Consider the following 24,357-nt stretch of genomic DNA (forward strand, 5'->3'; position numbering starts at 1 on the left):
GGATCGTCAGCGGCTGACGAGCTCCAGGGTGCTGGCGGTGCGCCGGGCACCGATGCTCTCGAACAGGGCGGTGGCCGCCGCGTTGGACTCGGTCACCTCGGCCCATGCCGAAGTGGTCCCGCAGTGGTGCAGCGACCCCAGGGCGTGGGCCAGCAGCGCCCGGGCGATGCCGCGGCGGTGTCTGTCGGTCCGGACGGCGATCAGCCCGATCCGTGGCTGCCGGGTCAGCGGTGCCACCCGGATGAGTCCCACGTACTGATCCACGTGCCGCGCCACCGCGTACTTCGACGGGTCGAGCACGGTGGTCCCCGCAGCGCGGGGCAGCACCTCGGCCGGCATCGTCCGCCATCCGACGGTGGCCTCGACCTCGTCGCGGATGAGGCGGTCCAGGGCGCGCAGTGGGCCCTCCTCCGCCTCGCCGGCCGGCACGATCGTCATGCCGGACGGGGGCCGCACCGAGCCGAGACCGGTGATGTGCGGGTCGGTGGGCACGAGATAGCCCCACTCGCGGCGTGCGATGGCGAAGCCGGCCCGCTCCCAGGCGGACCTCGAGTCGTGGTCGGCCTCGTCGACCACGGTGTACAGCGGTGTGGGCAGGTCCGCCGGCATCGCGTCGGCGATGCGGTCGAAGACCGCGCCGTGCCACGCGTCGATGCTGACGAAGAGCCGTCCGTCGGGCCGACGCGAAGCGACGCCGCGGCCGACCGTCAGGTCGTCCTCCACGGCGTGCCACTGCGTTTCCGAGACCCGCGTGACCACAACCGGATGGCTGTCCGTGCCCGGAGCGGAATGCACAGAGTTCATAGGTGATGCCTCTCAGGAGTGCCTTGTCGGAGGCGCTCCCGGCGACACCTACGTCAATCGCCCACCGTGACGACATGGGGGAGCACCCACATGGATACAGCCTTCATGGGTCTCACCTCCTCGCGTTCTCTCACGGCTGCCCAGACGCTATCAGCGGGGGCCGGTCGGCCCAACGCATTTATCCGGAGCTCTTGGTGTCCGTACCGGGCCGGGCGGCGCCGTGGCTGTGTTCGCCGCCCGGCCCGGGGTCCTCAGGGGCGCGCCACGAGTTCGGGGTGCTCATGCTCGCAGGTGTCGTCGATGCCGTAGGTGTCCCAGGTGGGGAACGGGTCCGTGGGCGGCAGGCTCTCGCCGTCGGCCATGAGGCAGTCGGTCAGTGCCGCGTGCAGTGCGTCCGCGTGCAGGTGCGTGCCGATGAAGACCAGTTCCTGACACTCGGGGCTCTCGGTGTCGCGTGCGGCGGACGGTTCGAAGCGTGCGACGGAGCCGGCCTGTGACCACAGGCCCGTCACGTGCGGACGGCTGGCGAGAGTGAAAAAGCCCTTGGAGCGCAGGATCTGTCCGTATGCGCCGCTGTCGAGTTCCTCTGTCACGAACGTCCACAACCGACCTGGATGGAAGGGAAGTTCGGCGCGGAAGACGGTGGAGGAGATGCCGTACTCCTCCGTCTCGGGGACGTGGTCACCGTTGAGCTCCCGCACCCAGCCGGGAGCCTGTTGGGCGCGTTCCAGGTCGAACAGCCGGGTGCCCAGCACGTCGCTCACCCTGACGCGGCCGTGAACGGCCGGGACGAGACGCGCGGCCGGGTTGAGACGGGTGAGCGTCGCCCGCAGCCGGTCGGCGGACTCCTCCTCGACGAGGTCGAGCTTGTTCAGGACGATGACGTCGGCGAACTCGATCTGGTCCATCAGCAGGTCGCTGACGGTGCGTTCGTCGTCCGCGTACTGGTCCAGGCCGCGCTCGACGAGTTCGTCACCGCTTGCCAGCTCGGGCAGGAAGTTCGCGGCGTCCACGACCGTGACCATGGTGTCCAGGCGGGCGAAGTCGCCGAGGGTGGCGCCGTCGTCACGGGCGAAGGCGAAGGTCGCGGCGACCGGCATGGGCTCGGAGATGCCGGACGACTCGATGAGCAGATAGTCGAAGCGGCCCTCGCGGGCCAGCCGGTCGACCTCCTCGAGCAGGTCGTCGCGCAGAGTGCAGCAGATGCAGCCGTTGGTCATCTCGACCAGGCGTTCCTCGGTACGCGACAGGGCCGCCTCGCCGCCCCGCACCAGGGCGGCGTCGATGTTGACCTCGCTCATGTCATTGACGATCACCGCGACACGCAGTCCCTCGCGGTTGCCGAGGACGTGGTTGAGGAGAGTGGTCTTGCCCGCACCGAGGAACCCGGACAGGACCGTGACGGGCAGTCGGCCGGAGGGGGCAAAGGGGTCGGACGGCAGCAACGCTCAGCCCTCGGGGCGCAGCAGACCGCGCTCGTACGCCTTCACCAGCCGCTGCGGCACCAGGTACGAGACTCCGTCGACGGTGACGGGCACGAGCGTGGGCGTGGCCGCCTTCCACTGGGCGCGGCGGTGGCGGGTGTTGCTGCGGGACATCTTCCGCTTGGGAACGGCCATGAGGGTCCTCCTGGTTGGGGTGGCGAGTAAAGGCTACATGAAAATGAACACCATTATGAACTGGTGTCGCCGACGCACTGGCCATCTCGCGCACCAGGCTGTCCAACCACCTCGCCTGCCTGCGCGACTGCGGCCTGGTCGTCACCGTCCCCGACGGCCGCCGCACCCGCTACGAACTCGCCGACGAACGCCTCGGCCACGCGCTCGACGACCTGCGCACCGCCGTGGTCGCCGTCGAGGGCGACCGGACGTGCGCCGACGCCGAAGGATGCTGCTGACCGTGAGCGCAGAGATATCGCTGTCCTTCGGCCCCGACCCGGCCAGGCGCGGTGTGCTTGCCCGGCGGATACGGCTCCTGGTCGCCTCGACCGTCACCTACAACGCCGTCGAGGCGATCGTCGCCCTCACGGCCGGGACCCTGGCTTCGTCCACCGCGCTGATCGGTTTCGGCCTCGACTCCGTCATCGAGGTCTCCTCCGCCGCAACCGTCGCCTGGCAGTTCTCCGCCCGCGAGCACGCGGCGCGCGAGGCCCGCGAGAAGACCGCGTTGCGGATCACCGCGCTGTCGTTCTTCGCGCTCGCCGCCTATGTCACCGTCGATGCCGTACGGGCCCTGACCGGCGCAGGTGAGGCCACGCGCTCCCCGGCCGGGATCGTGCTGGCTGCTCTCTCGCTCGTGGTCATGCCGGTCCTGTCGGCGGCCCAGCGCCGGGCCGGACGGGAACTCGGCTCCGCATCGGCCGTGGCCGACTCCAAGCAGACCCTGCTGTGCACCTATTTGTCGGCGGTCCTGCTGGTGGGCCTCCTCGTCGACGCCGTGTTCGGCTGGTCGTGGGCCGATCCGCTCGCTGCCCTGGTCATCGCCGCGGTCGCGGTGAAGGAAGGGCGCGGCGCGTGGCGTGGGGAGGGGTGTTGTGCGCTGCCGGCAGCCGTCGCGCCGGGCGCGCCCGGCCGCGAGGCGCATGCCGGCGGCTGTGCTTCGGGGTGCGACTGCTGTCCTTGGCGGAGGCAACCTGAAAGGGAGTGGCGCCGGAGCTCACCGGCGCTCGTCCGCCTTCGGACGTCGGCCGCAATCCGGGGACACCCCGGACAGCTCCACCGTGTGCCGGACGTTCGCGAAGCCGGAGTCTGTGCGATGGTGTCGGCTCAGTCCTCCGGTCTCCCGGCCCCCACCGGCGTCACCATGGTCTGCTGCTGCGGGCGCTCCCTCCGCGTCGCCCGCATGCCGAGAGTCCCAGGGGGAGGCCGGACAGCGAGCAGGCAGGCGTGTGCTCGCCGGGACGCGTACCCGAGGGCCGTCAGCACAGTGCATGGCCGTGACTGGTACGTGGGAGATCCTGTCCGCGAGCGATGATGCGGAACGGCTGGTCAAGCTGAGTGGTGTTCATATGATTCTCCGTCCGGCAGTGGGGTGCGCGTCTCGGACAGACCGAACCTGCCCATGAGGGACGCGGCCGATCGCGTCCCCCGCTGCTCTGGATGCGCCGCTCACGCCACGTGGGCTGTGCACTCGCCCAGCAGGTCTCCCGGATAGAGAGGCTGGTCAGTTCCGGGTGACTCCAGCCGACCGCCGACGAGGGCACCCGTTGGGCCGGAGCGCAGGGAGCGCGAAGTGCGCGGGTGGTGCTTCCCATTGGTGTTTGGGGAGTGCTGCTTCATGCGTTGGTGTGGAGCACTGCTAGCAGCACCGTTTCCTCTCCCGGAACTCTGCTTGGCTTCCTGTGGTGACGCCGGTCGCAGGTGCCTCTGCTCCTATGTCGGCCGGCGGCACGACCGTCCTGATCGAACTCCCCGGTCGGCGCTGGCTCGACAGCGTGCTCGTGACCGAGAAAGAAGCAGGCACATGCGCATTTCCACCCGTTCCGGCCGAGTCGTCGCGCTCGCCCTCGGCGCCGTGACGTCACTGGCCGTCCTGTCCGGCACCGCTGCGGCCGCCGGCAACCTGGACGCCCCGTACGCCCGCGCCGCCGCGAAGGTCAGCGGCACCGCCTCACTCCTCGGATCCAAGAACGTCGACGCCGTCACCCGGGGAACCGGCACCAACCAGGCGGGTGTGTACTGCGTCAAGGTCTCGGACTCCAACATCGACCTGAGCAGCGCGGCGATCGTCGCCACGCTCAACAACAGCCGGGGCGAGATCACCGCCATCGGCGGACCTCACGGCTACTGCGGCAACGCCACCGACACCATCACGGTCGTCACGAGCGACAGCGAGGGCAGGTCCGCAGACAGGCCGTTCACCGTCGCCGTGCTCTGACCTCGTCACACCAGGCCGGACCGTGCCACGCCGGCCTCGGCATCTCGGTTTGGGGAACGGGAACGGTGCCGTTCCCCAAACCGGCGTCTGTATGGACTGCCGTGGTGAAGCCGCTGACAGGGGCGTCGGCGTTGCGCCGGCGCAGGCAGGCGTGCAGGGCCCGGGTTTGGGCAGTGTGATCGGAGCAGATCGAACTGGCGATGGTAACTGCCTCAGCGGCCCGAGATGTACCTGGCTCGGGTTCGTCTGGCCTGCCGCAGGCGTTGTCCTTTCCGGTCGGTCGGGCTGCGCACATGGACAGGCCCGGCCATCGCGACTCCGCGACAGAGTGCTCGCCGCCGACCAGTGAGTAACCCACCAGTAGCTTTCCGGTCGAAGACCGGCATGCCAAGGTGACAAAAGCCACCTTCTGTCCCTTTTCTCGAAGTGAGGGAGATTCACTATGACCACGGTTGCAGAACTCCAGCCCGACCCGAATCGGGAGGTGCGCATCGTCAGCCACCGCGAGAGCAGGAACGGGGTGTACCACGACGGGATCGTGCGCGCGGTCACGTGCGCGAACGCCGACCAGAACCTGTACGCCGTCACGCTGTACAGGCCGACGTACAGCGATGAGTCCACGTGCTACGTCTACGGCACGGACCAGGTGACCGAGCCCACCCGGAGGGCAGCGCCCGCGGACACCGAGCGGTCGTACGCCGATCGCCAGCGGGCATTCGACCGGCAAAACGCCGGGCTGCCGCCGGAGGACAACTAGTACTCCAGCAGTGGTTCGCTGTCTTTCCTGGTCAGAGGGCATTCGTAGGCGGCGTGGTGGGCTGATGGCCCATCAGGGGTGGTCTTGTCGGAGTCCCTCCTGCGAGTGGCACCGCCACCGGGAGTGGCAGTGCCTGGCGACCGCCTGACGCCTGCGCCGCCCTGACCAGGTCAGCGCGTGGGTACGAAGTGGCGGGCGATCACGACGACGGCGGTCCTGCCCTGCTCACCGCCCGGGCCGCCCGCCTCTCGCCTGGACGTGGGATCACTGACGCCTTGGCCGGCGTGCGGCCGTGGGACGGGGTGCACGTTCCCCCGTTCGGCCGCATCCTGGAGCTGGCTCCGCCAGGTGCCACAGACCGACCCTCTGGGAGGTGCTGTGATCCTGTTTGCCCTGCTCGTGCCCGTGGCGATGATGGCCCTGCTGTTCGGAGTGACCGCTCTTGAAGAGCGCCTTTTCCCACCGTCATCGGTCCCAGAGGACGCCGGCCCGTCGACAGCATCCAGTCGCTGAGCAGCAAGCCCCCGGCGCGTGCAGGGTCAGTCAGCGCCTGGTCACAAGCCTTGGTGGGCGCGACGCCGCCACGCTCTACGCCGACTCGCTGCTCCAGCCGGACACCGCTGCCCGCGTCCGCGTCGCCTTCCCCGTGCTGGGCAGTCCGGCCGGCCTGGCCGCCGAAGCGACCGTGTGCGCCCAGCTGCTCCAGACCGTGGCCCGCGGAAACAACCTGGTCCTCGAAGGACCGCTTCGGAACTGGGCTGAGGAACTCCGCCGACCTGGGCCGACGTGGTCGCCCCGACCGTGAGGACGGCCACGCCGGGTGTGACCCCCGATCACGGCCCGAGTGGCGTGTACGAGGTGACACGCAATTCGAACACAGGATCTAATGCCGGTATGAAGGGTGCCAGTATGAATGTGACCGCCTTCCCCGACGACCTGGTGTGCTGACCCAGGCCGCCTGAACGCCACCTGCCAGGCACTCGCCGTATCCCGCCCCCGTGACACCACCGCCTTGCGCCCCCGCCTGTCGCTCCTGTCCGTACGGCTGTGGTGTCGCCCCTACTGGGAAACCGTCCCCTTGGGGCGGGCGGGACGGGCGGCGCGGCCGCGGCCGGGGATAAGGGCACGCTCAGCCGGTTGCGCGTCGGCGGAACCGCCGTGTCCATGCCGCCGTCAGCGCGACGGCGCCGGGCGGGGGCGTCGGCGGGGGAGGGGTCGATGCAGGCGTGCTGGGTGGCGCCACCGGCCGGAAACATCGCGGGCGACGTCGACGCCGACCTCGACGACCAGCTCGGGTTCCACCACCGTTACGTCCAGCGTCTCCCGGCGTCTGGGATCAATCGAACCGTGGTCAGGAGACGACGCACTGCAGACGACGTCGTATGAGACCCGGTCTTCCCGGTGCAGGCTTCCCGGAATCCGAACGTCGGCGAAGTGGACGAACACATCCGGGCCGCCCGCGTCATCCGAGAGGAAGCCGTAACCCTCGTTCGCCTCGCATGACTTCACCACGCCTGTTGCCGTCGATCCCGTCCTTCGTCCCATGTCACAACACGTTGTCGACGCGTCGCCCGCAGGCCCATCGCGACTCCGGCTCGTGGACCTTGCCCTGCCGGAGTGGCATCCGAAGCCTTCCGCGCTTCCGTGTCGGCGCAACGCCCGGCTCTGCTGGACAGGCGACAAATCGCCAACAGCGTCCCTCGAAGGGGACCGGCCTCGGGAAGCATCGGCACAGCGGTTGACGCTGAGAACGATCATGGTCGCGGCGTGAGCGTGCTGACCCGGTTCTCGCACTCTCGGCAGCCCCTACGCTGGGCCGGGACCGCGGGGAGGCCCTGCCCGCCGCCGAGCGGCTGGCAGATCGAACGCGACGAAGTGTGCCGGCCGCTCGGCGACTTCCTGTCCGCCACAGCCCGGAGCCGAGGCGAATCGCCCGGTCCCCCCGGAACGCGATACGTCCGGGCAGGACGGCCGGTGCCGGTGATCGGCCGCGCCTCCCGGCACGGGTGGGGCCGCGTGCCTCACGGACAACGCCGTGTTGCCGCAGGCCGGTTCGAGCGCACTCTCGGGAGGGGCGTTCAGCCTTTCGGCCCAATATCCGCCGGTAATCGTCCTGGCGTCGGGTTCTTCCCGTACGGTCCTTTGCGTTGTGTGAACGGCCGAGTGCACTTCGAGTGGGGAAGTGGGGGCGGTCCTGTGAGTGACGGGCAGGCGATCACGCCGCTGGAGCGGTTGCAGGGCTTGTTGTCGGGGGCGCGTGTGGATTCGCGGGCGGCGCGGAACCTGGCACGGATGCGGAAAGCCAACGTGATGTTCGGGGCGTTGCTGCACGGCGCGGACCGGTTGCGGCAGGGCGAGGAGCCGACGGCGCTGGAGCAACTGCTGCTGGACTGGCTGAGGATGGCCCTGTCGGAGGACGACGTCAAGGAGTGGGGCCGGGTCTACCGCGAGGCGGTGACGGAGCGTGGGAGTGCGGTGGGGGTGCCCGAGGTCCTCACCGGGCGTCCGGTGTCGCGGGGCTACGACTTCGCGGACCTGGCCGAGGATCTGCCGGCGGTGGACGCGGAGTGGCGGGCGCAGTCGAACTGGTCGACACTCGACGAGGCGGCACTGGCCGAGGGTGGGGAGTTCGACCCCGCGGGGTTCGTCGAGGGCATGCGCGAATGGGGCTTCGGTGTCACCCTGCCCGCCCGGTGGGCCGAGCCCTCCCAGGGACGGGAGGCCCCCGAGTCCGAGGCCGGCGACGACGCACGGGCGGTGACCTTCAAGCTGGAGTACGAGAGTTTCGTGGTCAACCGAGTGGTCGGGGATGGTTGGCCGAACACCCGGGACGAGATCCGCTGGGTGTCGGGGGGCCAGAGCGACATCTCGCGCGCGGAGCCGCTGCTGTCGCAGGAATGGGGCGGGAACGACACCGCCGCGGGCAGGACCTGCGTCTTCGGCCCGTTCCCCTGGCAACGCGACGCCTTCAGCGGGGCCGCGAACAAGGGGGTGGTCCTGAGCGTCGCGTGCTGGGAATGGGACACCGGCGACGGCAACGACAACAACATCGTCGAACGGCTGATGCGGCTGAACAACGACCCGATCTTCGCCAGCCTGTGGGCCGCCGTCAGCGCCGCGGCCCCCAGTGTCCTGGGATTCCTGATGGACGTCACGTCCCTGGCGATGACCGTGGTCAGCTGGATCAACCAGAACGATCTCTCCTGCGCCCGGACGCTGTTGCTGGATCGCAACGCCATGGCCGTGCTCGCCAACCGCGGGACCGCGCGCTGGCACTTCAACGGTGTCGGCTACCACGAGCTGAACGTGAAGTTCACCGGCGGCGGCATCGCGTTCCCCGTCGGCACCCTGGAATACGCCGTGCGCACCCGGCAGGGCTGGGAGCGCCCGGTCCCCCTGCCTTGGGAGAGCATCAGCCCTCCCGCGATGGCCTCGTTCAACGGCAGGCTCTACGTCGCGTTCGTCTCCCACCACACGAACGTGATGTGGACACGGCTGGAGAGCGACGGGACGTGGAGGCCGCCCGAGTACGTGGGCGGGGACCTCAGCTACCGCGCGCCCGCGCTGTGCGTCGCCTTCGGCCAGCTATGGTACGTCGTCACCGGCAGGGATCAGTTGCTGTATGTGAGCGCCTTCAACGAACTCGCCAGCGTCTGGTCCCCGAGGTACCTCCTCAGCAGTTCGTTCAGGACGGACCTGGCCCCCTCCATGGCTGCGACTCCCGGGCGGCTGTGGGCGACCCACGTCGGCGGCCAGGGCCGGCTCTACCACAGGACCCTCGGCGGCAACGAATGGAGCAGCCCCCGCATTTCCGACGTCAACTGGGAGGTGGACAGCCCTGTCGCGATGGCCCCCCTGGGTACCTCGCAGGTGTGGCGGATCGGCCGCGGCCTCGACAACAAGGTGTACTTCATGACGTCGAAGTCCCCCACCGAATGGACCGCCCAGGCCCCCACCTCCGTGACCGCGGGCTGGCGCACCACCCACGGGCTCGCCGCCGCCACCGACGGCGACAGGACATGGGCCGTGCGCCGGGGCGAGGACGGCTACCTGCGCGCCGCCGACTACACCCCCGCCGCCAAATGGGGCGCCAGCGAATACGTCGGCGGCAACACACGGGCCACCTCGATGGACGAACCCGCCGCCGCCGCCCACGCCGGCAAGCTCTACGTGATGTACCGCCGCTGACCCCCCGAGCGACGGTGGCCGAACCTGCCGGTCACCGTCGCCCCGCGCGGACACCGGCCCACCACACCGGGCAATCCCCCGGCTCCCCCCGTTTCGATCGAGCCCAGGAGCGAACAGATGGCCATCACCACCCAGACCGGCGCGCCGTGGGGCATCTCCCGCATCTCCCAGCGCCCGAAGCCGACAGCCCAGACGTTCGAAAGGTACGTGTACGACGTGCGGGCCGGCGAGGGGGTGGACATCTACGTCCTGGACAGCGGCGTCCACACCGCCCACCTCGGATTCGCGGGGCGCGCCCGGCATGGTGTGGACGTGACCGGGACCGGACACGAGGACACCGTCGGGCGGGGAACTCTCCTGGCCGGCACGGCCGCGAGCGCGAAGCACGGCGTCGCGAAGAACGCGTCGATCATCGCCGTGAAGGTGGTGAAGGGCAATGCGCTCGCCGACCCCGGGGACATCGCCGAGGGCCTGGCCTGGACCACGGAACAGGCGCGATCCTCCGGACGACCGTCCGTCGCCCTGATCGGTGCCTGCCTGCCGCGCAACCGCGAACTCGACGAACGGGTCGACACCGCCGCCCGACAAGGGCTGTTCGTCGTCGTGCCGGCCGGCGACGACAGCAGGGACGCCCGCGACTACTCACCCTCCGGGGCGTCCGGCGCCTTCACCGTGGGCGCCTGCGACATCCGTGACGCGCGCGCCTACTTCTCCAACCACGGACCCGGCGTCGACGTCTTCGCCCCCGGACACAACATCCCCTCCACCTACATCGGCGGCCCCAACGCCGCCACCACCGGCTCCGGCACCGCGCAGGCCGCCGCCCACATCGCCGGCCTCGCCGCGTACCTCCTGTCGATCACCGACGGACTGACCACCACCACCGTCCCGGACGCCATCACGACACTGGCCACGCGCGACCTGTTGACCGCCGTCCCCGCGCCAACGAGCAACCTGCTGGCGTTCAACAACGCCACCACCTGACCACGGACCCAACCGAGAACGACGGCGGCGGTCGCGAACCTCACGGCTCCCGGCGACGACCGGGGCCCGCAGCACGGCGTCCGATCTCGTCCGGTCGCGGACGCGCCGATGTGATCACGCCGTTTCGGGCACGGTGGAAGGGTTCGAAGCCTTCTACCGGGGGGACAAGCACTGCTACCTGCGGCACGGGCCAAGAACCCGCATCGTCCGCTGAGCGTTGCCGAGATGCAGCGGCGTACAGCACGTGCCGCGTTTCTGGACACGTGCGGCGAGGATGCACTCATCGAGGAAGTGCTGCTGCCGCTGTCCCGGCAGCTGGGTTTTCACCTTGTGGCAGCCCCAAGGTGACCGGAATCGATCACGCCGCCCAGACCGCGCGACTGCGGGCGGAGGTGCCGGTGCGCGTCTCCGACTGCCTTGACGTGTGCGATCAGGCCAACGTCATCGTCGTACAGCCGTCCGCCGTGGGCCGGGCCGCCGCTGGCCGGCCGGTCTGGCTGGGGCTCGTCAACGACACGGACGCGACGGAGGACATCATCGCCTGGGTACGCGCCGACGGCCCGGGAGTCACTCCGTTGCCGGACATCCTCGACCTGTATGCCTTCACCCCTCCACGCCGCACGGTTACTTCGCGAGGCGGGCGCGCCGTTGGGCTCCGACCCTGGAACGCCCGAGACCTGATGTCGCGAAGTCTGACGTAGGTTCGTCAAATCCCCATAGAGTGAGCACAGTTCGACCGCACACGAAACGGTGATCGGTGTGCGCGCGAGCTGTCAGCACGACAACCGCATAGGCGCGTGACTGGGGGAAGCCGGTGGGAGACCGGCGCTGACCTGCAACCGTGTGCGGCCGCGTGGCCGTGAGTCGGGATACCCGGCGCGTGCCGTGAACCGCTTCTCACTGTCATGGTCTGCAGCAAGGAGCCGAGAGCCTCGTTCGGGTCACCCTGGCCCGGTGCGTCCAGTCGTCGAACCGCACGGCGACGGGGCCGCCTCCCCAGGTGCCGGCCCGCTCCTACGGCGATGGGCTGCGGGCCACCCCATCAGGAAGGCTCGAGCCTTGCACCGCACATCCGCACGCCGCACCGTGATCGCCTCAACCGTCCTCGGACTCGCCCTCGCCTCCGCGCCGGCCGTCGCGCACGCCGACAGCACGCCGGGCACGAACGCTCCCGTCAAGGTGACCCTGACCGTGCAGGGACCGGACGGCCTGCTGTTCAAGGGGAAGATCAGAACCCGCGGTCATGAGGTCACCACCGCGACCGGCGGTACGCACAGATGCGACGGCACCAACGGCGGCGCCAACCCGTCCGCCGTGCCGACGCCCACGGCGGCCCTCGACGATGCCGCGCGTAAGCGGCACTTCACCTGGGACGGCACCTGGTACGCGTCGTTCGACGACTACTCGGTCGACACGATCAAGAACGTGAGTGGTGGAGGCAGCGCCTACTGGAACATCTCGGTCAACGGCACGTCCACCCCGGTGGGCGGCTGCCAGTTCAAGCTGAACGCCGGCGACCAGGTGGCGTTCACCTGGACGGCGTTCTGACTCCTGCCCGTCATCACCGGTCGGGGAACAGCAGCGCTTCGGCCGGTGTGACCGGTTCTCCGGTGCGGGCGCCGTGCAGCACGTGGGCGAGTACTTCGGCCCCGCGTACCACCCGTGGTCCGGGGCGGTTGAAGTAGGCGGGGCCGTCCAGTACCCACACGCGGCCGGACCGAACCGCGGGCAGTTCCGACCAGCCCGGCAGATCTCTGAGCAACTCCGCTTCGCGCAAGGTGCGTTCAGGTGGAAAGCCGCACGGCAGGACAAGGACGACGTCCGGCTGCGCGGCGCGTACCGCCTCCCAGGTCATCGGCTTCGTGTGCTCACCGGGCGTGGCGAGAAGAGGTTGGCCTCCGGCGGTGCCGATCTGCTCGGGCACCCAGTGTCCGGCGGGCCACAACGGGGCGAGCCACTCGATCGCCACCACCCGGGGCCGCACGCGTCCCGCGACCGCCGCGCGGACCCGGTCCAGGCGGCCCAGCAGGGCTGCCCGTCGCTGCTCGGCGCGCTCCCGCACGCCGAGCAGTTCACCCACGCCGACCAGGCAGTCCAGGACGTCGTCGAGGGTGCGCGGCTCCAGGCTGAGGACCCGGGTGTCGGCGTCGAGCAACCGCACCGCCCGGCTGACCTTCTCGTACGAGACCGCGCACACGTCGCACAGGTCCTGGGTGAGGATCACGTCGGGGCGCAGCGCCGCGAGAGCCTCGGTGTCGAGCGTGTACAGCGACGAGCCCGAGTGCGCCGAGCCGCCGACGGCGTCGGAGATCTCCCTGCTGGTGAGCGCGTCCTGATCCAGATCCGCTCCGGTCACGACGGGTACCGAGGCCACCTCGCGCGGAGGCCAGTCGCACTCGTGGGTACGGCCGACCAGCCGGTCGGACAATCCGAGCTCGGCGACGATGTCGGTCGCGGCGGGCAGCAGGGAGACGATGCGCATGCCTCGACTCTAGGTCCCGCCGCGACCGACGGCGCTGGTGTCAGGCGCCCCAGCGCAACGCGACCGTGTCGCCGACACCGACGACCGTGCCCCGCGTGGCGGAGGTGAACGCCGAGCCGTCGATGCTGACCTTCCACGTGTTCGATCCGCTGTTGGCCTTGCCGTTGACGGCGGTGATCGTGGCGGTGCCGGAGGACGGGGTGACGCTCGTGACGCAGCCGGACGGCGTGGCGGCGCTCGTTGCCGCGTCGAGGAGGGCGCCCAGCGTGGTCGTCGAGCCGGTCGGGGTGAGGGCCACGGAGCACACCTTCAGGTTTCCCGCGCCGTCGTCCACCGTGAGTCCCAGCTTCGTGGCCGTACCGGCGGTGAGGGAGGACTGGCTCACCCACTGGGGCGCGCCCGGCGTCGTGGGAACCGGCGGGGTGGCCGTGAAGCCGCCGCCGGCCACGGCCCGGAGTCCGTCGATGGACGCGTACGCCGCCGGTGAGGTGTCGGACGGCAGGTACTTGAAGCCGCCGCCCGGGTTGAACTGCTGGGCGATCAGGAAGTCCACCGGTGTCTTGCCCATGGAGGTGAGGAAGTCACCGGTCTGCGGGTTGATGCCGCAGGCGTTCAGGCCGGACACCGCCCAGCCGTTGGAGTCGGTGTTGACGCCGAACATGGCGTTGAAGGCACCGCTGTTCGGCACCAGCTTGCTCTTCAGGAACGCCTTGGCCTGCACGATGTCCGTGTCCGTGTTCGGCACGCCCGACACGCACAGGGCGGCCATCGCCGCCCCTGTCATGTCGATGTCGCTCGCGGCGGAGAGCTGGCTGGGGTTGCCCTCGGCCTTGCTGTAGTTCCAGCCGCCGTCGTTGTGCTGGTTGGCCCGGATGCGGGTGACGACCGCGTCGCGCAGGGCCTGCGGAATGCGGGCCTGCCCGGACTGGGTCTTCGCACCGTTCAGGGCGAGGGCCGCGAAGACGGTGCCGTTGAAGTTGGCGGACGGGCCGATGTAGCCGGGTTCGGCGGTCTGCCAGTAGCCGTAGATGTCGGCGATCAGGTTGCGGGACGCGGAGACGCGGGAGGGGTCGATGCCTGCGGCGTAGGCGTTCAGCGTGGCGCGTTCGTAGTCGGTGGCCACGGGGGAGGTGGAGGGCCAGCCGGCGGTGGAGAGCAGGTTGCGGTAGACGGTTCTCGCGTTCTTGCTCGGGTCGCCGCCGGGCGTCACGTCCACGGCAGCGGTTCCGGCCGAGGCGAATGCGCTGAAGGCCCACTCGTTGGACAGGCCGGAGCCGGCGTACGAACCGTCCGCCGCTTGGAGCGACTTGAGGTAGGTGACGCCGTTCGTCTTCGACGTGGCGATCTGCGCGGGTGTGGAGGTGGCCGCGGCGGGCAGCGTGGTGAGGGCGAAGGCGCCGAGCGCGGCGGCCGTGGCGAGGGCGGGACGGCGGTAGGACAGCGAACGGGGCATGGCCTGCTCCTTGGACGGAGGACGCCGGCCGGACCCGGTGCCGGGCCGACGGTGGCCTGCGGAGCAGCGGGCGTGGCCGCCGTCCGGAACGCGTGGACCGGCTTCCAAAGGTGCTTCACCGCTTGGGCATTCGGGCTCGGGCCGGCCGCTGCCGTCCCACACCGCTGCGCGTCAGCCCCGGATTCCCACCGGGTTCCCCCACTCGGCAGTGGGACGGTATCGGACGCGTGGCCGAGCCGCCAGTGTTCACCTCGGCCGGCCTGTGGACCACCTTGACGGTGCCTGTGAGACGTGTTCAAATCCCGCTGATACGCCATAAGTTCCAGGGGAAGCCGGTCGAAGTCCGGCGCTGACCCGCAACCGTAGGCCCGGTACCGCCGGGCGAGCCGGAATGCCTGGAGCGTGTTCAACAGCAACAGACGCCGTCGTGGACTACGGCGTGGTGCGACCAGCTTCCGGCTGCGGGGAACTCCTCGTCCGACGGAGGCCCTCTGCCACGTCCGCGCCTACGTCGGGCAGGCGCGAGGGGGCCGTGGTGCGGACGGGGAAGCGAAGAAACGGGAGAATCGCGGGCGCGCGAGGCACGGCACTCGTGTCCGCCCTGTTCGTCCTGCTGGCGGCCTGCGTGACGTTCTTCACGACGGCATCTGCCGCCGCCGAGGGGGTCGGCGACTGCACCTCGACCAAGGGTGCTGTCGTCGCCGTCGACTTCGGGGCGTTCGGCGGCGAAGTGGAGCGCGGTTGCGACACCACGCCCACCACGGGCTACGACCTGCTGCACGACGCCGGTTTCACCACCACCGGCACCCAGCACGACGGCCCCGCATTCATCTGCCGCATCGGTTACGGCGCTTTCCACTCCGGCACGCAGTACCCGACCCCGGACAAGGAGTCCTGCGTCCTGACTCCGCAGGCGACGGCGTACTGGTCGTACTGGACCGCGTCACCCGGCCAGGACGAGTGGACCTACAGCCAGTACGGCGCCATGGACCGCAGACTCAAGGACGGCGATGTCGACGCCTGGGTCTACGGCGGCACGGACGTCGGCGGCACGACGGGCAAGCCCGCCTTCACCCCCGACGACGTACGCGCCGGCGCCACCCACACACCCGACCCGGGCGGAACGCCCACCGGCGCCCCCGGCACGGTCGGCCTGACCGCTGCCGCTGCATGGCTCAAGGGCCGCCTGACCGACGGCGAGCGCATCGTCGACGACGGAGCCACCACACCGAACTACTCGCTGACCGCCGACACCGCCTACGCGCTCGCCGCGGTGGACGGCAAGAGCGCCACGGTCGACAAGGTCACCGACTTCCTCGCCGCCCACGTCGGCGACTTCGGCTACCCGAACGGCGCCGACCAGGCGCCGGACGCCACCGCCGTCGCCCGCCTCGCCCTCCTCGCCGAGGTCACCGAACGCGATCCGCGTGCTCTCGGCGGCCGTGACCTCGTCGACGTCCTCACGAAGAACGTGTGCGCGGCGGGCCCCGAGTCCGGTGACGCGCAGCCCGGCTGCACCGCCAAGGGCGACTTCCGGTCCGCGTCCTACACCGAGGGCCAGGCCCTCTCCGTCCTGGCCCTGCTGCGCGCCGGGGTGGCACCCCCGGCCACGACCGTCGACCGTCTCACGCAACTCCAGTGCAAGGACGGCGGCATCACCAGCATCCTCATCCGCGCCGGCGAGTACTGCGACGGTGACGCCGCCACCACCGGCTTGGTCGCCCTGGTGCTGCACAAGGCCGGGGGCCACGACGACGCCGTCACCCACGCTCGCACCTACCTGACCAAGACCCAGCGCGCGGACGGTGCCTTCCCCGGCTATACCGGATCCTCCTCCGGCAGCGTGACCGCGACGGCATACGCCGCGCAGGCCCTGCGCGCTCTCGGTGACACCAAGCGCGCGGACGCGGCCGTCGGCTGGCTGTCCCGGCACCAGCTCAAGGGCGGCGGCTTCGGCTTCGAGGAGACCGACACCGACCCGGCCCTCTACGCGACTCCGCCCGCCGTCCTCGCCGGTGCGGGCACGAGCCTGGTCACCCTCACGGCGAAGAAGCCCGTGCCTCCGTCCGAGCCGCCGACCAAGCCCACCGGCTCACCGAGTGCTCCCGCTCCGGGCGTGGGACCGGATCTGAGGAAGGGCGTCGCCTACCTCACCAAGGCGGCCAACCTCAAGCAGGGCCAGTACTACACCGCCGGTACCGGCTCGGCCCGCGCCGATTTCGGCCTCACCATCGACGGCGCCTACGCCCTGGCCGCCACGGCCCTGGACAACGCCAGGCTGCGCGGCGTCGTCGACTTCCTCGACCACCGCGGCAAGGACGGCGAGGGCCGCACCGTCGACGACTGGACCGGCATCGGCACGCCGTATGCTGCGGGCGGCTCCCTCGGCAAGACCGCGCTGCTCGCCGAGGCCGTCGGCCGCGACCCGCGTCACTTCGCCGGGCACGACCTGATCGCCGCGCTCGCGAAGGCCGTCTGCGCCAAGCCGAGCACGGTCCCCGACCGCTCCTGCGCCGCCGAGGGCGCCTACCGGTACGCGCCCTCGGTCTTCGCCCAGTCCCTGGCCGTGATGGCGCAGCTGCGTGCCGGTCAGAAGACGGCGGCCAAGCAGCCGATCACCTACCTCGAGAGCCTCCAGCAGCCCAGCGGCGCCTGGCCGAGTCTGATTCCCTCCACCATGGACTCCGACGTCGACTCCACCGCCATCGCCGCCATGACGCTCGACCTGGCGGGCGGGGCCCAGGCGGACAAGGCCGTGGACAAGGCGCTGACCTGGATCGCGTCCAGGCAGCTGGCCGACGGCGGCTTCCCCGGCGCCGCGGGTGACTCGGTGAACTCCGCCGCCCTCGCCGTGCAGGCGCTGTCCCTGGACGCCGGCAAGTACACCTCGAAGATCACCAAGGCACGCAGGTTCCTCGCCTCCCAGCAGAACACCGACGGTGGCTTCAACGTCGCCAAGGGCGGTCAGCGCGGCTCCGACCTGCGCGCCTCCACCCAGGCCGTCGGCGGCGCCACCGGCATCTCGTTCGGCAAGCTGAAGCGCAGCCTCACCGGCACGTCACCGCAGCCCACACCCACACCCAGCAGCAGTGGCCCGGACATCATCACCACGGGTGAGTCCGGTGGCGGCGACGGCGGGACGACCGCGAACGGGGGTGGCGGGGGCGGTGCCCTCGCTTCCACCGGTACCCAGGTCGGTGCCCTCGCCGCGATCGCCGCCCTGCTGGTGCTCGCCGGCTGGCGCACGGTGATCGTCGCCCGCCGTCGCACGGACACCGGGAGCGGACGATGAAACGCATCGGTCTCCTTCGCGTGCTCGCCGCGCTCGGCCTGACGGCCGGGACGGTCGCGGCGACCGCCACCCCGGCGGCCGCCGACCCGCAGCCCATGGGCCGCTGCACCACCACCTCCGGCGTCGTCCTCGCCGTGGACCTCAGCCATTGGGGCGGTCCGATCCTGCGCTCCTGCGGCACCACACCGACGACGGGGTACGAGCTGCTCAACCAGGGCGGCTGGAGGACCACCGGCACCGGTCACGACGGCCCGGCTTTCATCTGCAGGATCGGATACAGCGGCTACAAGAACGGTGAGCAGTACCCGACGCCCGCCCAGGACGACTGCGTGCTCACCCCGCCGGCCTCCGCGTACTGGTCGTACTGGCACGCGGATCCCGGAGCCAGGGACTGGAGCTACAGCCAGCTGGGCGCCATGCTCTACAAGCCCAGGCCCGGCAGCGTCGACCTGTGGATCTTCGGCGGTACGGACATCCAGGGCACCGAAGGCCGCCCGAAGGTCACGCCGGACCAGTTGCGCGCCCACAACACCAGGCCGCAGGGTGACACGGGCAAGCCCGGATCGACCCACAAGGCGCCGTCGCTGCCACCGGACGTCGACACCGGCCCGGTTCCCGGACGGCAGACGACGACGCCCTCCGAGCCGCGCTCACCGAAACCCGAGAAGCCGAGGCCCAGCAAGTCGCCGAGCCCGTCGCCGTCGCCCACTGCCACCACGAGCAGCCCGGCGCCCACCGCGTCGAGCCCGGCCACCGGTAGCGGTACCCGGGTGGTGAACGCCGAGCCTGCCGCCGATGCCGAGCACGGCTCGGGCTCGCTCGTACCGGTCGCCACCGGCGCCGGGCTCGTGGTCCTGATCGGCGGCGCCGCCGGGTACGTGGCACACCGGCGTCGTCGTACCGAGTGACCGCAGTGGCCCGAACGACCATGGAGGTGTCGCCGGCCGTCACGGTGTCCGACGGCGGCGGCCGTCGCCTCCCGCGCACGCTGCATCCCGTCGCCTGGTGGGTGTGGGCCGTCGCCCTGGCCACCGCCGTCAGCCGTACCGACAACCCGCTGCTGCTGTTCCTGGTGCTCGCCGTCCTCGGCTACGTCGTCACGGCCCGGCGCACCGAGGCACCGTGGGCGCGGGGCTTCAAGTACTACCTCTGGCTCGCCCTGACGGTCGTGGCGATCCGCGTCGTCTTCCGTGCCGTGTTCGCCACCGGCATCACCCCGCACGACCACTTCCTCTTCTCCCTGCCGCACCTGCCCACTCCCGACTGGTACGCGGGTATCAGGATCGGCGGCCCGGTCTCGCTGGAGGCGCTGCTGTCCTCGGCCACCGACGGGCTGCGGCTGGCCTGCATGATGTGCTGCATCGGTGCCGCCAACACCCTCGCCAACCCCAAACGAGCCCTGCGGGTGCTGCCCGGCGCCCTGTACGAACTCGGAGTGGCGGTCACCGTCGCGATCAGTGTGGCGCCGCAGCTCGTGCAGAGCGTGCAACGCGTCGGCCGCGCCAAGAAGCTGCGCGCGGCACGGACACAGGGGATGAAGGCGCTGCGCGGCATCGTCGTACCCGTCCTGGAAGACGCGCTCGAACGCTCCCTGCGGCTGGCGGCCGCCATGGACTCGCGCGGCTACGGCCGGGCGGGCACCGCCACCCGGCGCTCCCGCCGCGTCACGGGTGCCCTGATGCTGCTGGGCATGTGCGGGCTGTGCGCGGGGGCGTACGGGCTGCTCGACGCCTCGGCGCCGGCGCTCCTGGGGCTGCCGGCGATGGCCGTCGGAGCCGTCCTGTGCGTCGCGGGCCTGCGACTCGGTGGCCGGCGCGTCACCCGCACCGTGTACCGGCCCGACCCCTGGAGCCTGCCCGAGTGGGCCGTCGCCGGCAGCGGAGTGCTGTCCGCCGTCCTGCTCTTCAGCGACCTCGGCTACGACCCGGCCCAGCTCAACCCCACCTACTACCCGCTGTCCTGGCCGGACCTTCCCCTCGTCCCGACCGTCGCGGTCCTCCTCGCCGGAACGGCCGGTTTCCTCGCCCCTCCGCCCAGCCCCGCCCAGAGAGCCGACAACCCGTGATCACCTTCGACCAGGTCACCGTCCAGTACGAGGACGCGGCCGAGCCCGCCCTGCGCGACGTCGATCTCACGGTGGAGGAAGGCGAACTGTGCCTCGTCGTCGGGCACACCGGCGTCGGCAAGTCCACGCTCCTCGGTGCCGTCAACGGGCTGGTGCCGCACTTCACCGGCGGCACCCTGTACGGCCGCGTCACCGTCGACGGCCGCGACACCGCCGAGAACCCCCCACGTGAACTCGCCGACGTCGTCGGCGTCGTCGGCCAGGACCCGGCCGACGGCTTCGTCACCGACACGGTCGAGGAGGAACTGGCCTACACGATGGAGCAGTTGGCCGTTCCAGCCGCGACCATGCGCAAGCGTGTGGAGGAGACCCTCGACCTGCTCGGCCTCGCCGACCTGCGCCACCGCGCTCTGCACGAACTGTCCGGCGGCCAGCAGCAGCGCGTCGCCATCGGCTCGGTCCTCACCGCCCACCCGCGCGTCCTGGTCCTGGACGAACCCACGTCCGCCCTCGACCCCACCGCGGCCGAGGAGGTCCTCGCCGCCGTCACCCGGCTCGTCCACGACCTCGGCGTCACCGTCCTGATGGCCGAGCACCGCCTCGAACGCGTCGTCCAGTACGCGGACCGCGTCATCCACCTGCCCGGCGACGGCCACGCCCACATCGGCACCCCCGCCGAGATCCTGCGGACGTCCACGATCGCACCACCGATCGTCGAACTCGGCCGGACCGCGAAGTGGTCACCGCTGCCGCTGTCCGTCCGTGACGCCCGCCGCGCCGCCGCACCACTGCGGGCCACGCTCGCCGACGTTGCGCCCGTACCCGTGCGGTCCCCGCTGACGGACGGCGAACGGACACGGCTGCTGAGCGCCCGCGGCGTCACGGTCAGCTACCGGGGCGTCGCCGCCGTACGCGAAGTCGACCTCGACCTGCACGCGGGTGAGGTCACCGCGCTGATGGGCCGCAACGGCTCCGGAAAATCCTCCCTGCTGTGGGCCCTGCAGGGCTCCGGACCACGCCGGGCGGGAAGCGTGCGGGTGACCGGCGACACCGGCGGGACGGACCCGCACTCGGTACCGCCGGCCCAAGCCCGTCGGCTCGTCGGGCTGGTTCCGCAGACCCCGGCCGACCTGCTCTACCTGGAGAGCGTCAAACAGGAACTCGACCAGGCCGACGCCGAGTCGGGCACCGAGTCGAAGGCGCGCGCCCTGCTCGACCGGCTCGCGCCCGGCATCGACGACGCCAGCCATCCCCGAGATCTCTCCGAGGGGCAGAAACTCGCGCTGGTCCTCGCCATCCAGCTCTCGGCCGCACCCCGGGTCGTCCTGCTGGACGAACCGACCCGGGGCCTGGACTACCAGGCCAAGACGGCACTGATCGGCATCGTGGACGCCCTCGCGGCGGAAGGCCGTACGGTCGTCGTCTCCACGCACGACGTCGAATTCGTCGCCCGTGCCGCCGACCGCGTCGTGGTGATGGCCGAAGGTGATGTCGTCGCCGACGGCCCGACCACGGACGTCATCGTCTCCTCGCCGACCTTCGCCCCGCAGACGGCGAAGATCCTCTCCCCGCTGCCTTTCCTGACGGTGCACCAAGTGGCACACGAACTCGCCGCCGACTGTGACGAGGGAGCACGCCCATGAACCCACGCACCGGCACCGCCATCCGGCTGACCCCACGCGCCGGCGTGGTCATGGGGCTGGCCGCCTTCCTCGGACTGGTCGCCTTCTTCTGGCCGTTCGTGGTCGCGCCGGGCACGTTCGGCTCGAACTACGCGCCCCCGCTGATCTTCGGCGTCCTGCTGGTGCTCGTCCTGTGCGTGGTCCTCTCGGAGATCGCCGAGGGAGGCATCGACTCCAAGGCGCTCGCCATGCTGGGCGTGCTCTCCGCCGTCAACGCCGCCCTGCGCCCGCTCGGCGCCGGAACGGCGGGCATCGAGACCGTCTTCTTCGTCCTGGTCCTGGCGGGGCGGGTCTACGGTCCCGGCTTCGGCTTCGTCCTCGGCTGCACCTCGCTGTTCGCCTCCGCGCTGATCACCGGGGGAGTCGGGCCCTGGATGCCGTACCAGATGTTCGGCTGCGCCTTCGTGGGCATGCTCGCCGGGTTCCTGCCCAGGGCGGGCGGCCGGCGCGAGGTGCTGATGCTGGCCATGTACGGCTCGCTGTCCGGCTACCTCTTCGGCTTCCTGCTCAACCTCTCCTTCTGGCCGTTCTCCCTGGACCCCCACAGTTCCATCGCCTACCTGCCGGGCCTGCCCTTCACCGAGCAGTGGCACCGCTACGTCGCGTTCGACCTGGCCACCTCGCTGGGCTGGGACACCGGCCGGGCGGTCACCAATTTCGTGTGCGTGCTGCTGGCCGGACCCGCCGTCCTGACCACCTTCCGGCGCGCCGCCCGCAAGGCCCGCTTCCGGGCGCCCGTGCGATTCGTGGCCCCCCGGACGGCCGAATCCGAACCCCGCTGACCTCGAACACCACCGGAACCCGGCCTGCGGGGGTGGATTTACTAGGACGTCCAACTATATATTCGAGGGGTAGGCCCGCGGTGCAGGGAAGCCGGTGTGATTCCGGCACGGTCCCGCCACTGTGACCGGGGAGTACGCCGTCGAGCAGGACGCCACTGACGAGCTGGATGTCGGGAAGGCGGACGGCGCGCGCTGATCCGGGAGTCAGGATACCGGCCGCGGGATGTTCCGTGTTGTCCACGAGGATGGAGCTGACACGCATGGCACCGCTGCGTATTCACGATCCCGGCGGACTCGGCCGCCGGCGTCACTCACGCCGCATTCCCGTCGTCACCGCCTGACGGTTCGCCCGCCATACGCGTTCTCGCGCTGCCCCCGCACACACGTGCACGCCACCGCGTCCCTGTGTGCCGGTTCGGCGCGCCATCCCGGATCACCCGCACCTGACGAGAGCAGGCACCCATGATCCGTCCGAACGACTCCGCAGACGTACGTGAGTTGACCCACTTCATCGGTGGCAAGCACACCCCGGGAACCTCGGGGAACCACGGCGACGTGTACGACCCCAACACCGGCGAGGTCCAGGCACGCGTGCCGCTGGCCGACCGGGCCGAGACCGAGGCGGCGATCAGCGTCGCCGTCGACGCCCAGCGCGAGTGGGGCGGGTGGAACCCGCAGCGCCGCGCCCGCGTCCTGCTGCGCTTCCTGCACCTCGTCGAACAGGAGAAGGACGCGCTCGCCCGGCTGTTGTCGTCCGAGCACGGCAAGACCATCGCCGATGCCCACGGTGACATCCAGCGCGGTCTGGAGGTCGTGGAGTTCGCCGCAGGCATCCCGCATCTGCTCAAGGGCGAGTTCACCGACAACGCCGGCACCGGCATCGACGTGCACTCCCTGCGCGCCCCGCTCGGAGTCGCCGCCGGCATCACACCGTTCAACTTCCCGGCGATGATTCCCCTCTGGAAGGCCGCGCCCGCCCTGGCCTGCGGCAACGCCTTCATCCTCAAGCCGTCCGAGCGCGACCCCTCCGTCCCCCTCAGGCTGGCGGAACTGTTCCTGGAGGCGGGCCTGCCGGCCGGCGTCCTCAACGTCGTCAACGGCGCCAGGGAAGCGGTCGACACCCTCCTGGAAGATCCCCGCGTCGCCGCCCTCGGCTTCGTCGGTTCCACCCCCGTCGCCGCGCACGTCTACGCGACCGCCGCGGCCCACGGCAAACGTGCCCAGTGCTTCGGCGGTGCCAAGAACCACATGATCGTGATGCCGGACGCCGATCTCGACCAGGCGGTGGACGCCCTGATCGGCGCCGGGTACGGCTCGGCAGGCGAGCGCTGCATGGCCGTCTCCGTGGCCGTCCCCGTGGGCGAGGACACCGCCGACGCGCTGGTCGCCCGGCTGAAGGAGCGCATCGGCGCGCTGCGGATCGGCCGCAGCGACGACCCGCAGGCCGACTTCGGTCCGCTGGTCGGCAGGGACGCCGTCGACAGAGTCCGCGAGTACATCGACCTCGGTGTCGCAGAGGGCGCCGAACTCGTCGTGGACGGCCGGGGCTTCGTGCTTCCCGGTCACGAGAAGGGCTTCTTCGCGGGGGCGTCGCTGTTCGACCGGGTCACCCCGGCGATGCGCATCTACCAGGAGGAGATCTTCGGCCCCGTGCTGTCGGTCGTGCGCGCCGCCGACTACGAGGAAGCCCTGCGCCTGCCCAGCGAGCACACCTACGGAAACGGCGTCGCCATCTTCACCCGCGACGGGGACACGGCCCGTGACTTCACCCGGCGTGTGAACACCGGCATGGTCGGCGTCAACGTGCCCATCCCGGTGCCGGTCGCCTACCACACCTTCGGCGGCTGGAAGCGGTCCGGATTCGGCGACCTGAACCAGCACGGCCCGGACGCGATCCGCTTCTACACCCGCACCAAGACCGTCACCTCCCGCTGGCCGGCCGGGCTGCGCGAGGGCGCCAGCTTCACGATCCCCACGATGGGCTGAGTGCCG

18 protein-coding genes, 2 pseudogenes and 4 riboswitches are annotated in these 24,357 nt (G+C 70.7%); of the genes and pseudogenes, 14 read left to right on the plus strand and 6 right to left on the minus strand.

The annotated features are described in order from the left end of the window. Nucleotides 1-6: 6 nt before the first annotated feature. From GT045_RS02210 to rpmF, 3 genes are all read right to left on the minus strand, one after another. Complete coding sequence (locus tag GT045_RS02210; protein WP_161333113.1) at nucleotides 7-804, minus strand: GNAT family N-acetyltransferase; 798 nt, start codon at nucleotides 802-804, stop codon at nucleotides 7-9. A gap of 251 nt (nucleotides 805-1,055) precedes the next feature. Next, the gene (locus GT045_RS02215; RefSeq protein WP_237538288.1) at nucleotides 1,056-2,249 is read right to left on the minus strand and encodes a GTP-binding protein; all 1,194 of its coding nucleotides are present in this window, start codon (nucleotides 2,247-2,249) and stop codon (nucleotides 1,056-1,058) included. 3 nt (nucleotides 2,250-2,252) lie between these two features. Beyond that, the gene (gene rpmF / locus GT045_RS02220) at nucleotides 2,253-2,423 is read right to left on the minus strand and encodes a 50S ribosomal protein L32 (RefSeq protein WP_161333114.1); all 171 of its coding nucleotides are present in this window, start codon (nucleotides 2,421-2,423) and stop codon (nucleotides 2,253-2,255) included. A gap of 65 nt (nucleotides 2,424-2,488) precedes the next feature. On the opposite strand from rpmF, the pseudogene GT045_RS02225 reads away from it, so the two are divergent. From GT045_RS02225 to GT045_RS02240, 4 genes and pseudogenes are all read left to right on the plus strand, one after another. Further along, nucleotides 2,489-2,701, plus strand: a pseudogene (locus tag GT045_RS02225) (helix-turn-helix domain-containing protein); the annotation flags it as partial. Further along, a pseudogene (locus GT045_RS02230) lies at nucleotides 2,692-3,363 on the plus strand (cation transporter); the annotation flags it as partial. The pseudogenes GT045_RS02225 and GT045_RS02230, both read left to right, overlap by 10 nt. Nucleotides 3,364-4,266: 903 nt before the next feature. Then, nucleotides 4,267-4,680: a hypothetical protein gene (locus GT045_RS02235; protein WP_161333115.1), complete on the plus strand. Its 414-nt coding sequence runs from the start codon at nucleotides 4,267-4,269 to the stop codon at nucleotides 4,678-4,680. 442 nt (nucleotides 4,681-5,122) lie between these two features. Continuing rightward, nucleotides 5,123-5,437, plus strand: coding sequence for a hypothetical protein (locus GT045_RS02240; protein ID WP_161333116.1), 315 nt, complete (start codon nucleotides 5,123-5,125; stop codon nucleotides 5,435-5,437). Nucleotides 5,438-6,610: 1,173 nt separating this feature from the next. On the opposite strand, the gene GT045_RS40635 is transcribed toward GT045_RS02240, so the two are convergent. Beyond that, nucleotides 6,611-7,195, minus strand: coding sequence for a cold shock domain-containing protein (locus GT045_RS40635; RefSeq protein WP_345942524.1), 585 nt, complete (start codon nucleotides 7,193-7,195; stop codon nucleotides 6,611-6,613). Between the two features lie 534 nt (nucleotides 7,196-7,729). Between GT045_RS40635 and GT045_RS02250 the strand changes: the two genes are divergently transcribed. From GT045_RS02250 to GT045_RS02265, 4 genes are all read left to right on the plus strand, one after another. Continuing rightward, a complete protein-coding gene (locus GT045_RS02250) occupies nucleotides 7,730-9,625 on the plus strand; it encodes a hypothetical protein (protein WP_161333117.1) in 1,896 nt (631 codons plus the stop codon). 117 nt (nucleotides 9,626-9,742) lie between these two features. Further along, complete coding sequence (locus GT045_RS02255; RefSeq protein ID WP_161333118.1) at nucleotides 9,743-10,609, plus strand: S8 family peptidase; 867 nt, start codon at nucleotides 9,743-9,745, stop codon at nucleotides 10,607-10,609. Between the two features lie 344 nt (nucleotides 10,610-10,953). Then, nucleotides 10,954-11,310, plus strand: coding sequence for a hypothetical protein (locus tag GT045_RS02260; protein ID WP_345942525.1), 357 nt, complete (start codon nucleotides 10,954-10,956; stop codon nucleotides 11,308-11,310). A 50-nt stretch (nucleotides 11,311-11,360) separates the two neighbouring features. Beyond that, nucleotides 11,361-11,505, plus strand: a riboswitch (cobalamin riboswitch). A 163-nt stretch (nucleotides 11,506-11,668) separates the two neighbouring features. After that, nucleotides 11,669-12,157, plus strand: a complete 489-nt coding sequence (locus GT045_RS02265; RefSeq protein ID WP_161297584.1) for a DUF4430 domain-containing protein — start codon at nucleotides 11,669-11,671, stop codon at nucleotides 12,155-12,157. Between the two features lie 13 nt (nucleotides 12,158-12,170). Here the strand turns inward: GT045_RS02265 and GT045_RS02270 are convergent, their stop codons facing one another. Together GT045_RS02270 and GT045_RS02275 are read right to left on the minus strand one after the other, a co-directional pair. After that, complete coding sequence (locus GT045_RS02270) at nucleotides 12,171-13,091, minus strand: cobalamin-binding protein (protein ID WP_161333119.1); 921 nt, start codon at nucleotides 13,089-13,091, stop codon at nucleotides 12,171-12,173. A gap of 40 nt (nucleotides 13,092-13,131) precedes the next feature. Continuing rightward, a complete protein-coding gene (locus tag GT045_RS02275; RefSeq protein ID WP_161333120.1) occupies nucleotides 13,132-14,544 on the minus strand; it encodes a hypothetical protein in 1,413 nt (470 codons plus the stop codon). A gap of 101 nt (nucleotides 14,545-14,645) precedes the next feature. Continuing rightward, nucleotides 14,646-14,778, minus strand: a riboswitch (cobalamin riboswitch). A gap of 92 nt (nucleotides 14,779-14,870) precedes the next feature. Further along, a riboswitch (cobalamin riboswitch) is annotated at nucleotides 14,871-14,940 on the plus strand. A gap of 196 nt (nucleotides 14,941-15,136) precedes the next feature. On the opposite strand from GT045_RS02275, the gene GT045_RS02280 reads away from it, so the two are divergent. From GT045_RS02280 to GT045_RS02305, 6 genes are all read left to right on the plus strand, one after another. After that, the gene (locus GT045_RS02280) at nucleotides 15,137-17,836 is read left to right on the plus strand and encodes a prenyltransferase/squalene oxidase repeat-containing protein (protein WP_345942526.1); all 2,700 of its coding nucleotides are present in this window, start codon (nucleotides 15,137-15,139) and stop codon (nucleotides 17,834-17,836) included. After that, entirely contained in the window at nucleotides 17,833-18,744 is a 912-nt protein-coding gene (locus GT045_RS02285) for a hypothetical protein (RefSeq protein WP_161333121.1), read from the plus strand. Before GT045_RS02280 ends, GT045_RS02285 begins: the two co-directional genes overlap by 4 nt. A 20-nt stretch (nucleotides 18,745-18,764) precedes the next feature. Further along, complete coding sequence (locus tag GT045_RS02290; RefSeq protein ID WP_161333137.1) at nucleotides 18,765-19,901, plus strand: energy-coupling factor transporter transmembrane component T; 1,137 nt, start codon at nucleotides 18,765-18,767, stop codon at nucleotides 19,899-19,901. After that, entirely contained in the window at nucleotides 19,898-21,544 is a 1,647-nt protein-coding gene (locus GT045_RS02295; RefSeq protein WP_161333122.1) for an ABC transporter ATP-binding protein, read from the plus strand. Before GT045_RS02290 ends, GT045_RS02295 begins: the two co-directional genes overlap by 4 nt. Further along, nucleotides 21,541-22,365 carry an ECF transporter S component gene (locus tag GT045_RS02300; RefSeq protein WP_161333123.1) on the plus strand — a complete coding sequence of 275 codons (825 nt, stop codon included), beginning with the start codon at nucleotides 21,541-21,543 and terminating at the stop codon, nucleotides 22,363-22,365. Before GT045_RS02295 ends, GT045_RS02300 begins: the two co-directional genes overlap by 4 nt. A 50-nt stretch (nucleotides 22,366-22,415) precedes the next feature. Continuing rightward, nucleotides 22,416-22,601, plus strand: a riboswitch (cobalamin riboswitch). 226 nt (nucleotides 22,602-22,827) lie between these two features. Continuing rightward, nucleotides 22,828-24,351 (plus strand): CoA-acylating methylmalonate-semialdehyde dehydrogenase, encoded by a 1,524-nt coding sequence (locus GT045_RS02305; protein WP_161333124.1) that lies wholly within the window; start codon nucleotides 22,828-22,830, stop codon nucleotides 24,349-24,351. The last annotated feature ends 6 nt before the right edge of the window (nucleotides 24,352-24,357 follow it).

Source organism: Streptomyces sp. SID486 (assembly GCF_009865385.1).
Lineage (GTDB): Bacteria > Actinomycetota > Actinomycetes > Streptomycetales > Streptomycetaceae > Streptomyces.

Bases quoted from the DNA above. Each gene is read 5' to 3' on its own strand.
- GT045_RS02210 (WP_161333113.1), bottom strand. From the start codon at position 804: ATGAACTCTGTGCATTCCGCTCCGGGCACGGACAGCCATCCGGTTGTG.
- rpmF (WP_161333114.1), bottom strand. From the start codon at position 2,423: ATGGCCGTTCCCAAGCGGAAGATGTCCCGCAGCAACACCCGCCACCGC.
- GT045_RS02235 (WP_161333115.1), top strand. From the start codon at position 4,267: ATGCGCATTTCCACCCGTTCCGGCCGAGTCGTCGCGCTCGCCCTCGGC.
- GT045_RS02240 (WP_161333116.1), top strand. From the start codon at position 5,123: ATGACCACGGTTGCAGAACTCCAGCCCGACCCGAATCGGGAGGTGCGC.
- GT045_RS40635 (WP_345942524.1), bottom strand. From the start codon at position 7,195: ATGATCGTTCTCAGCGTCAACCGCTGTGCCGATGCTTCCCGAGGCCGG.
- GT045_RS02250 (WP_161333117.1), top strand. From the start codon at position 7,730: ATGCGGAAAGCCAACGTGATGTTCGGGGCGTTGCTGCACGGCGCGGAC.
- GT045_RS02255 (WP_161333118.1), top strand. From the start codon at position 9,743: ATGGCCATCACCACCCAGACCGGCGCGCCGTGGGGCATCTCCCGCATC.
- GT045_RS02270 (WP_161333119.1), bottom strand. From the start codon at position 13,091: ATGCGCATCGTCTCCCTGCTGCCCGCCGCGACCGACATCGTCGCCGAG.
- GT045_RS02275 (WP_161333120.1), bottom strand. From the start codon at position 14,544: ATGCCCCGTTCGCTGTCCTACCGCCGTCCCGCCCTCGCCACGGCCGCC.
- GT045_RS02285 (WP_161333121.1), top strand. From the start codon at position 17,833: ATGAAACGCATCGGTCTCCTTCGCGTGCTCGCCGCGCTCGGCCTGACG.
- GT045_RS02290 (WP_161333137.1), top strand. From the start codon at position 18,765: ATGGAGGTGTCGCCGGCCGTCACGGTGTCCGACGGCGGCGGCCGTCGC.
- GT045_RS02300 (WP_161333123.1), top strand. From the start codon at position 21,541: ATGAACCCACGCACCGGCACCGCCATCCGGCTGACCCCACGCGCCGGC.
- GT045_RS02305 (WP_161333124.1), top strand. From the start codon at position 22,828: ATGATCCGTCCGAACGACTCCGCAGACGTACGTGAGTTGACCCACTTC.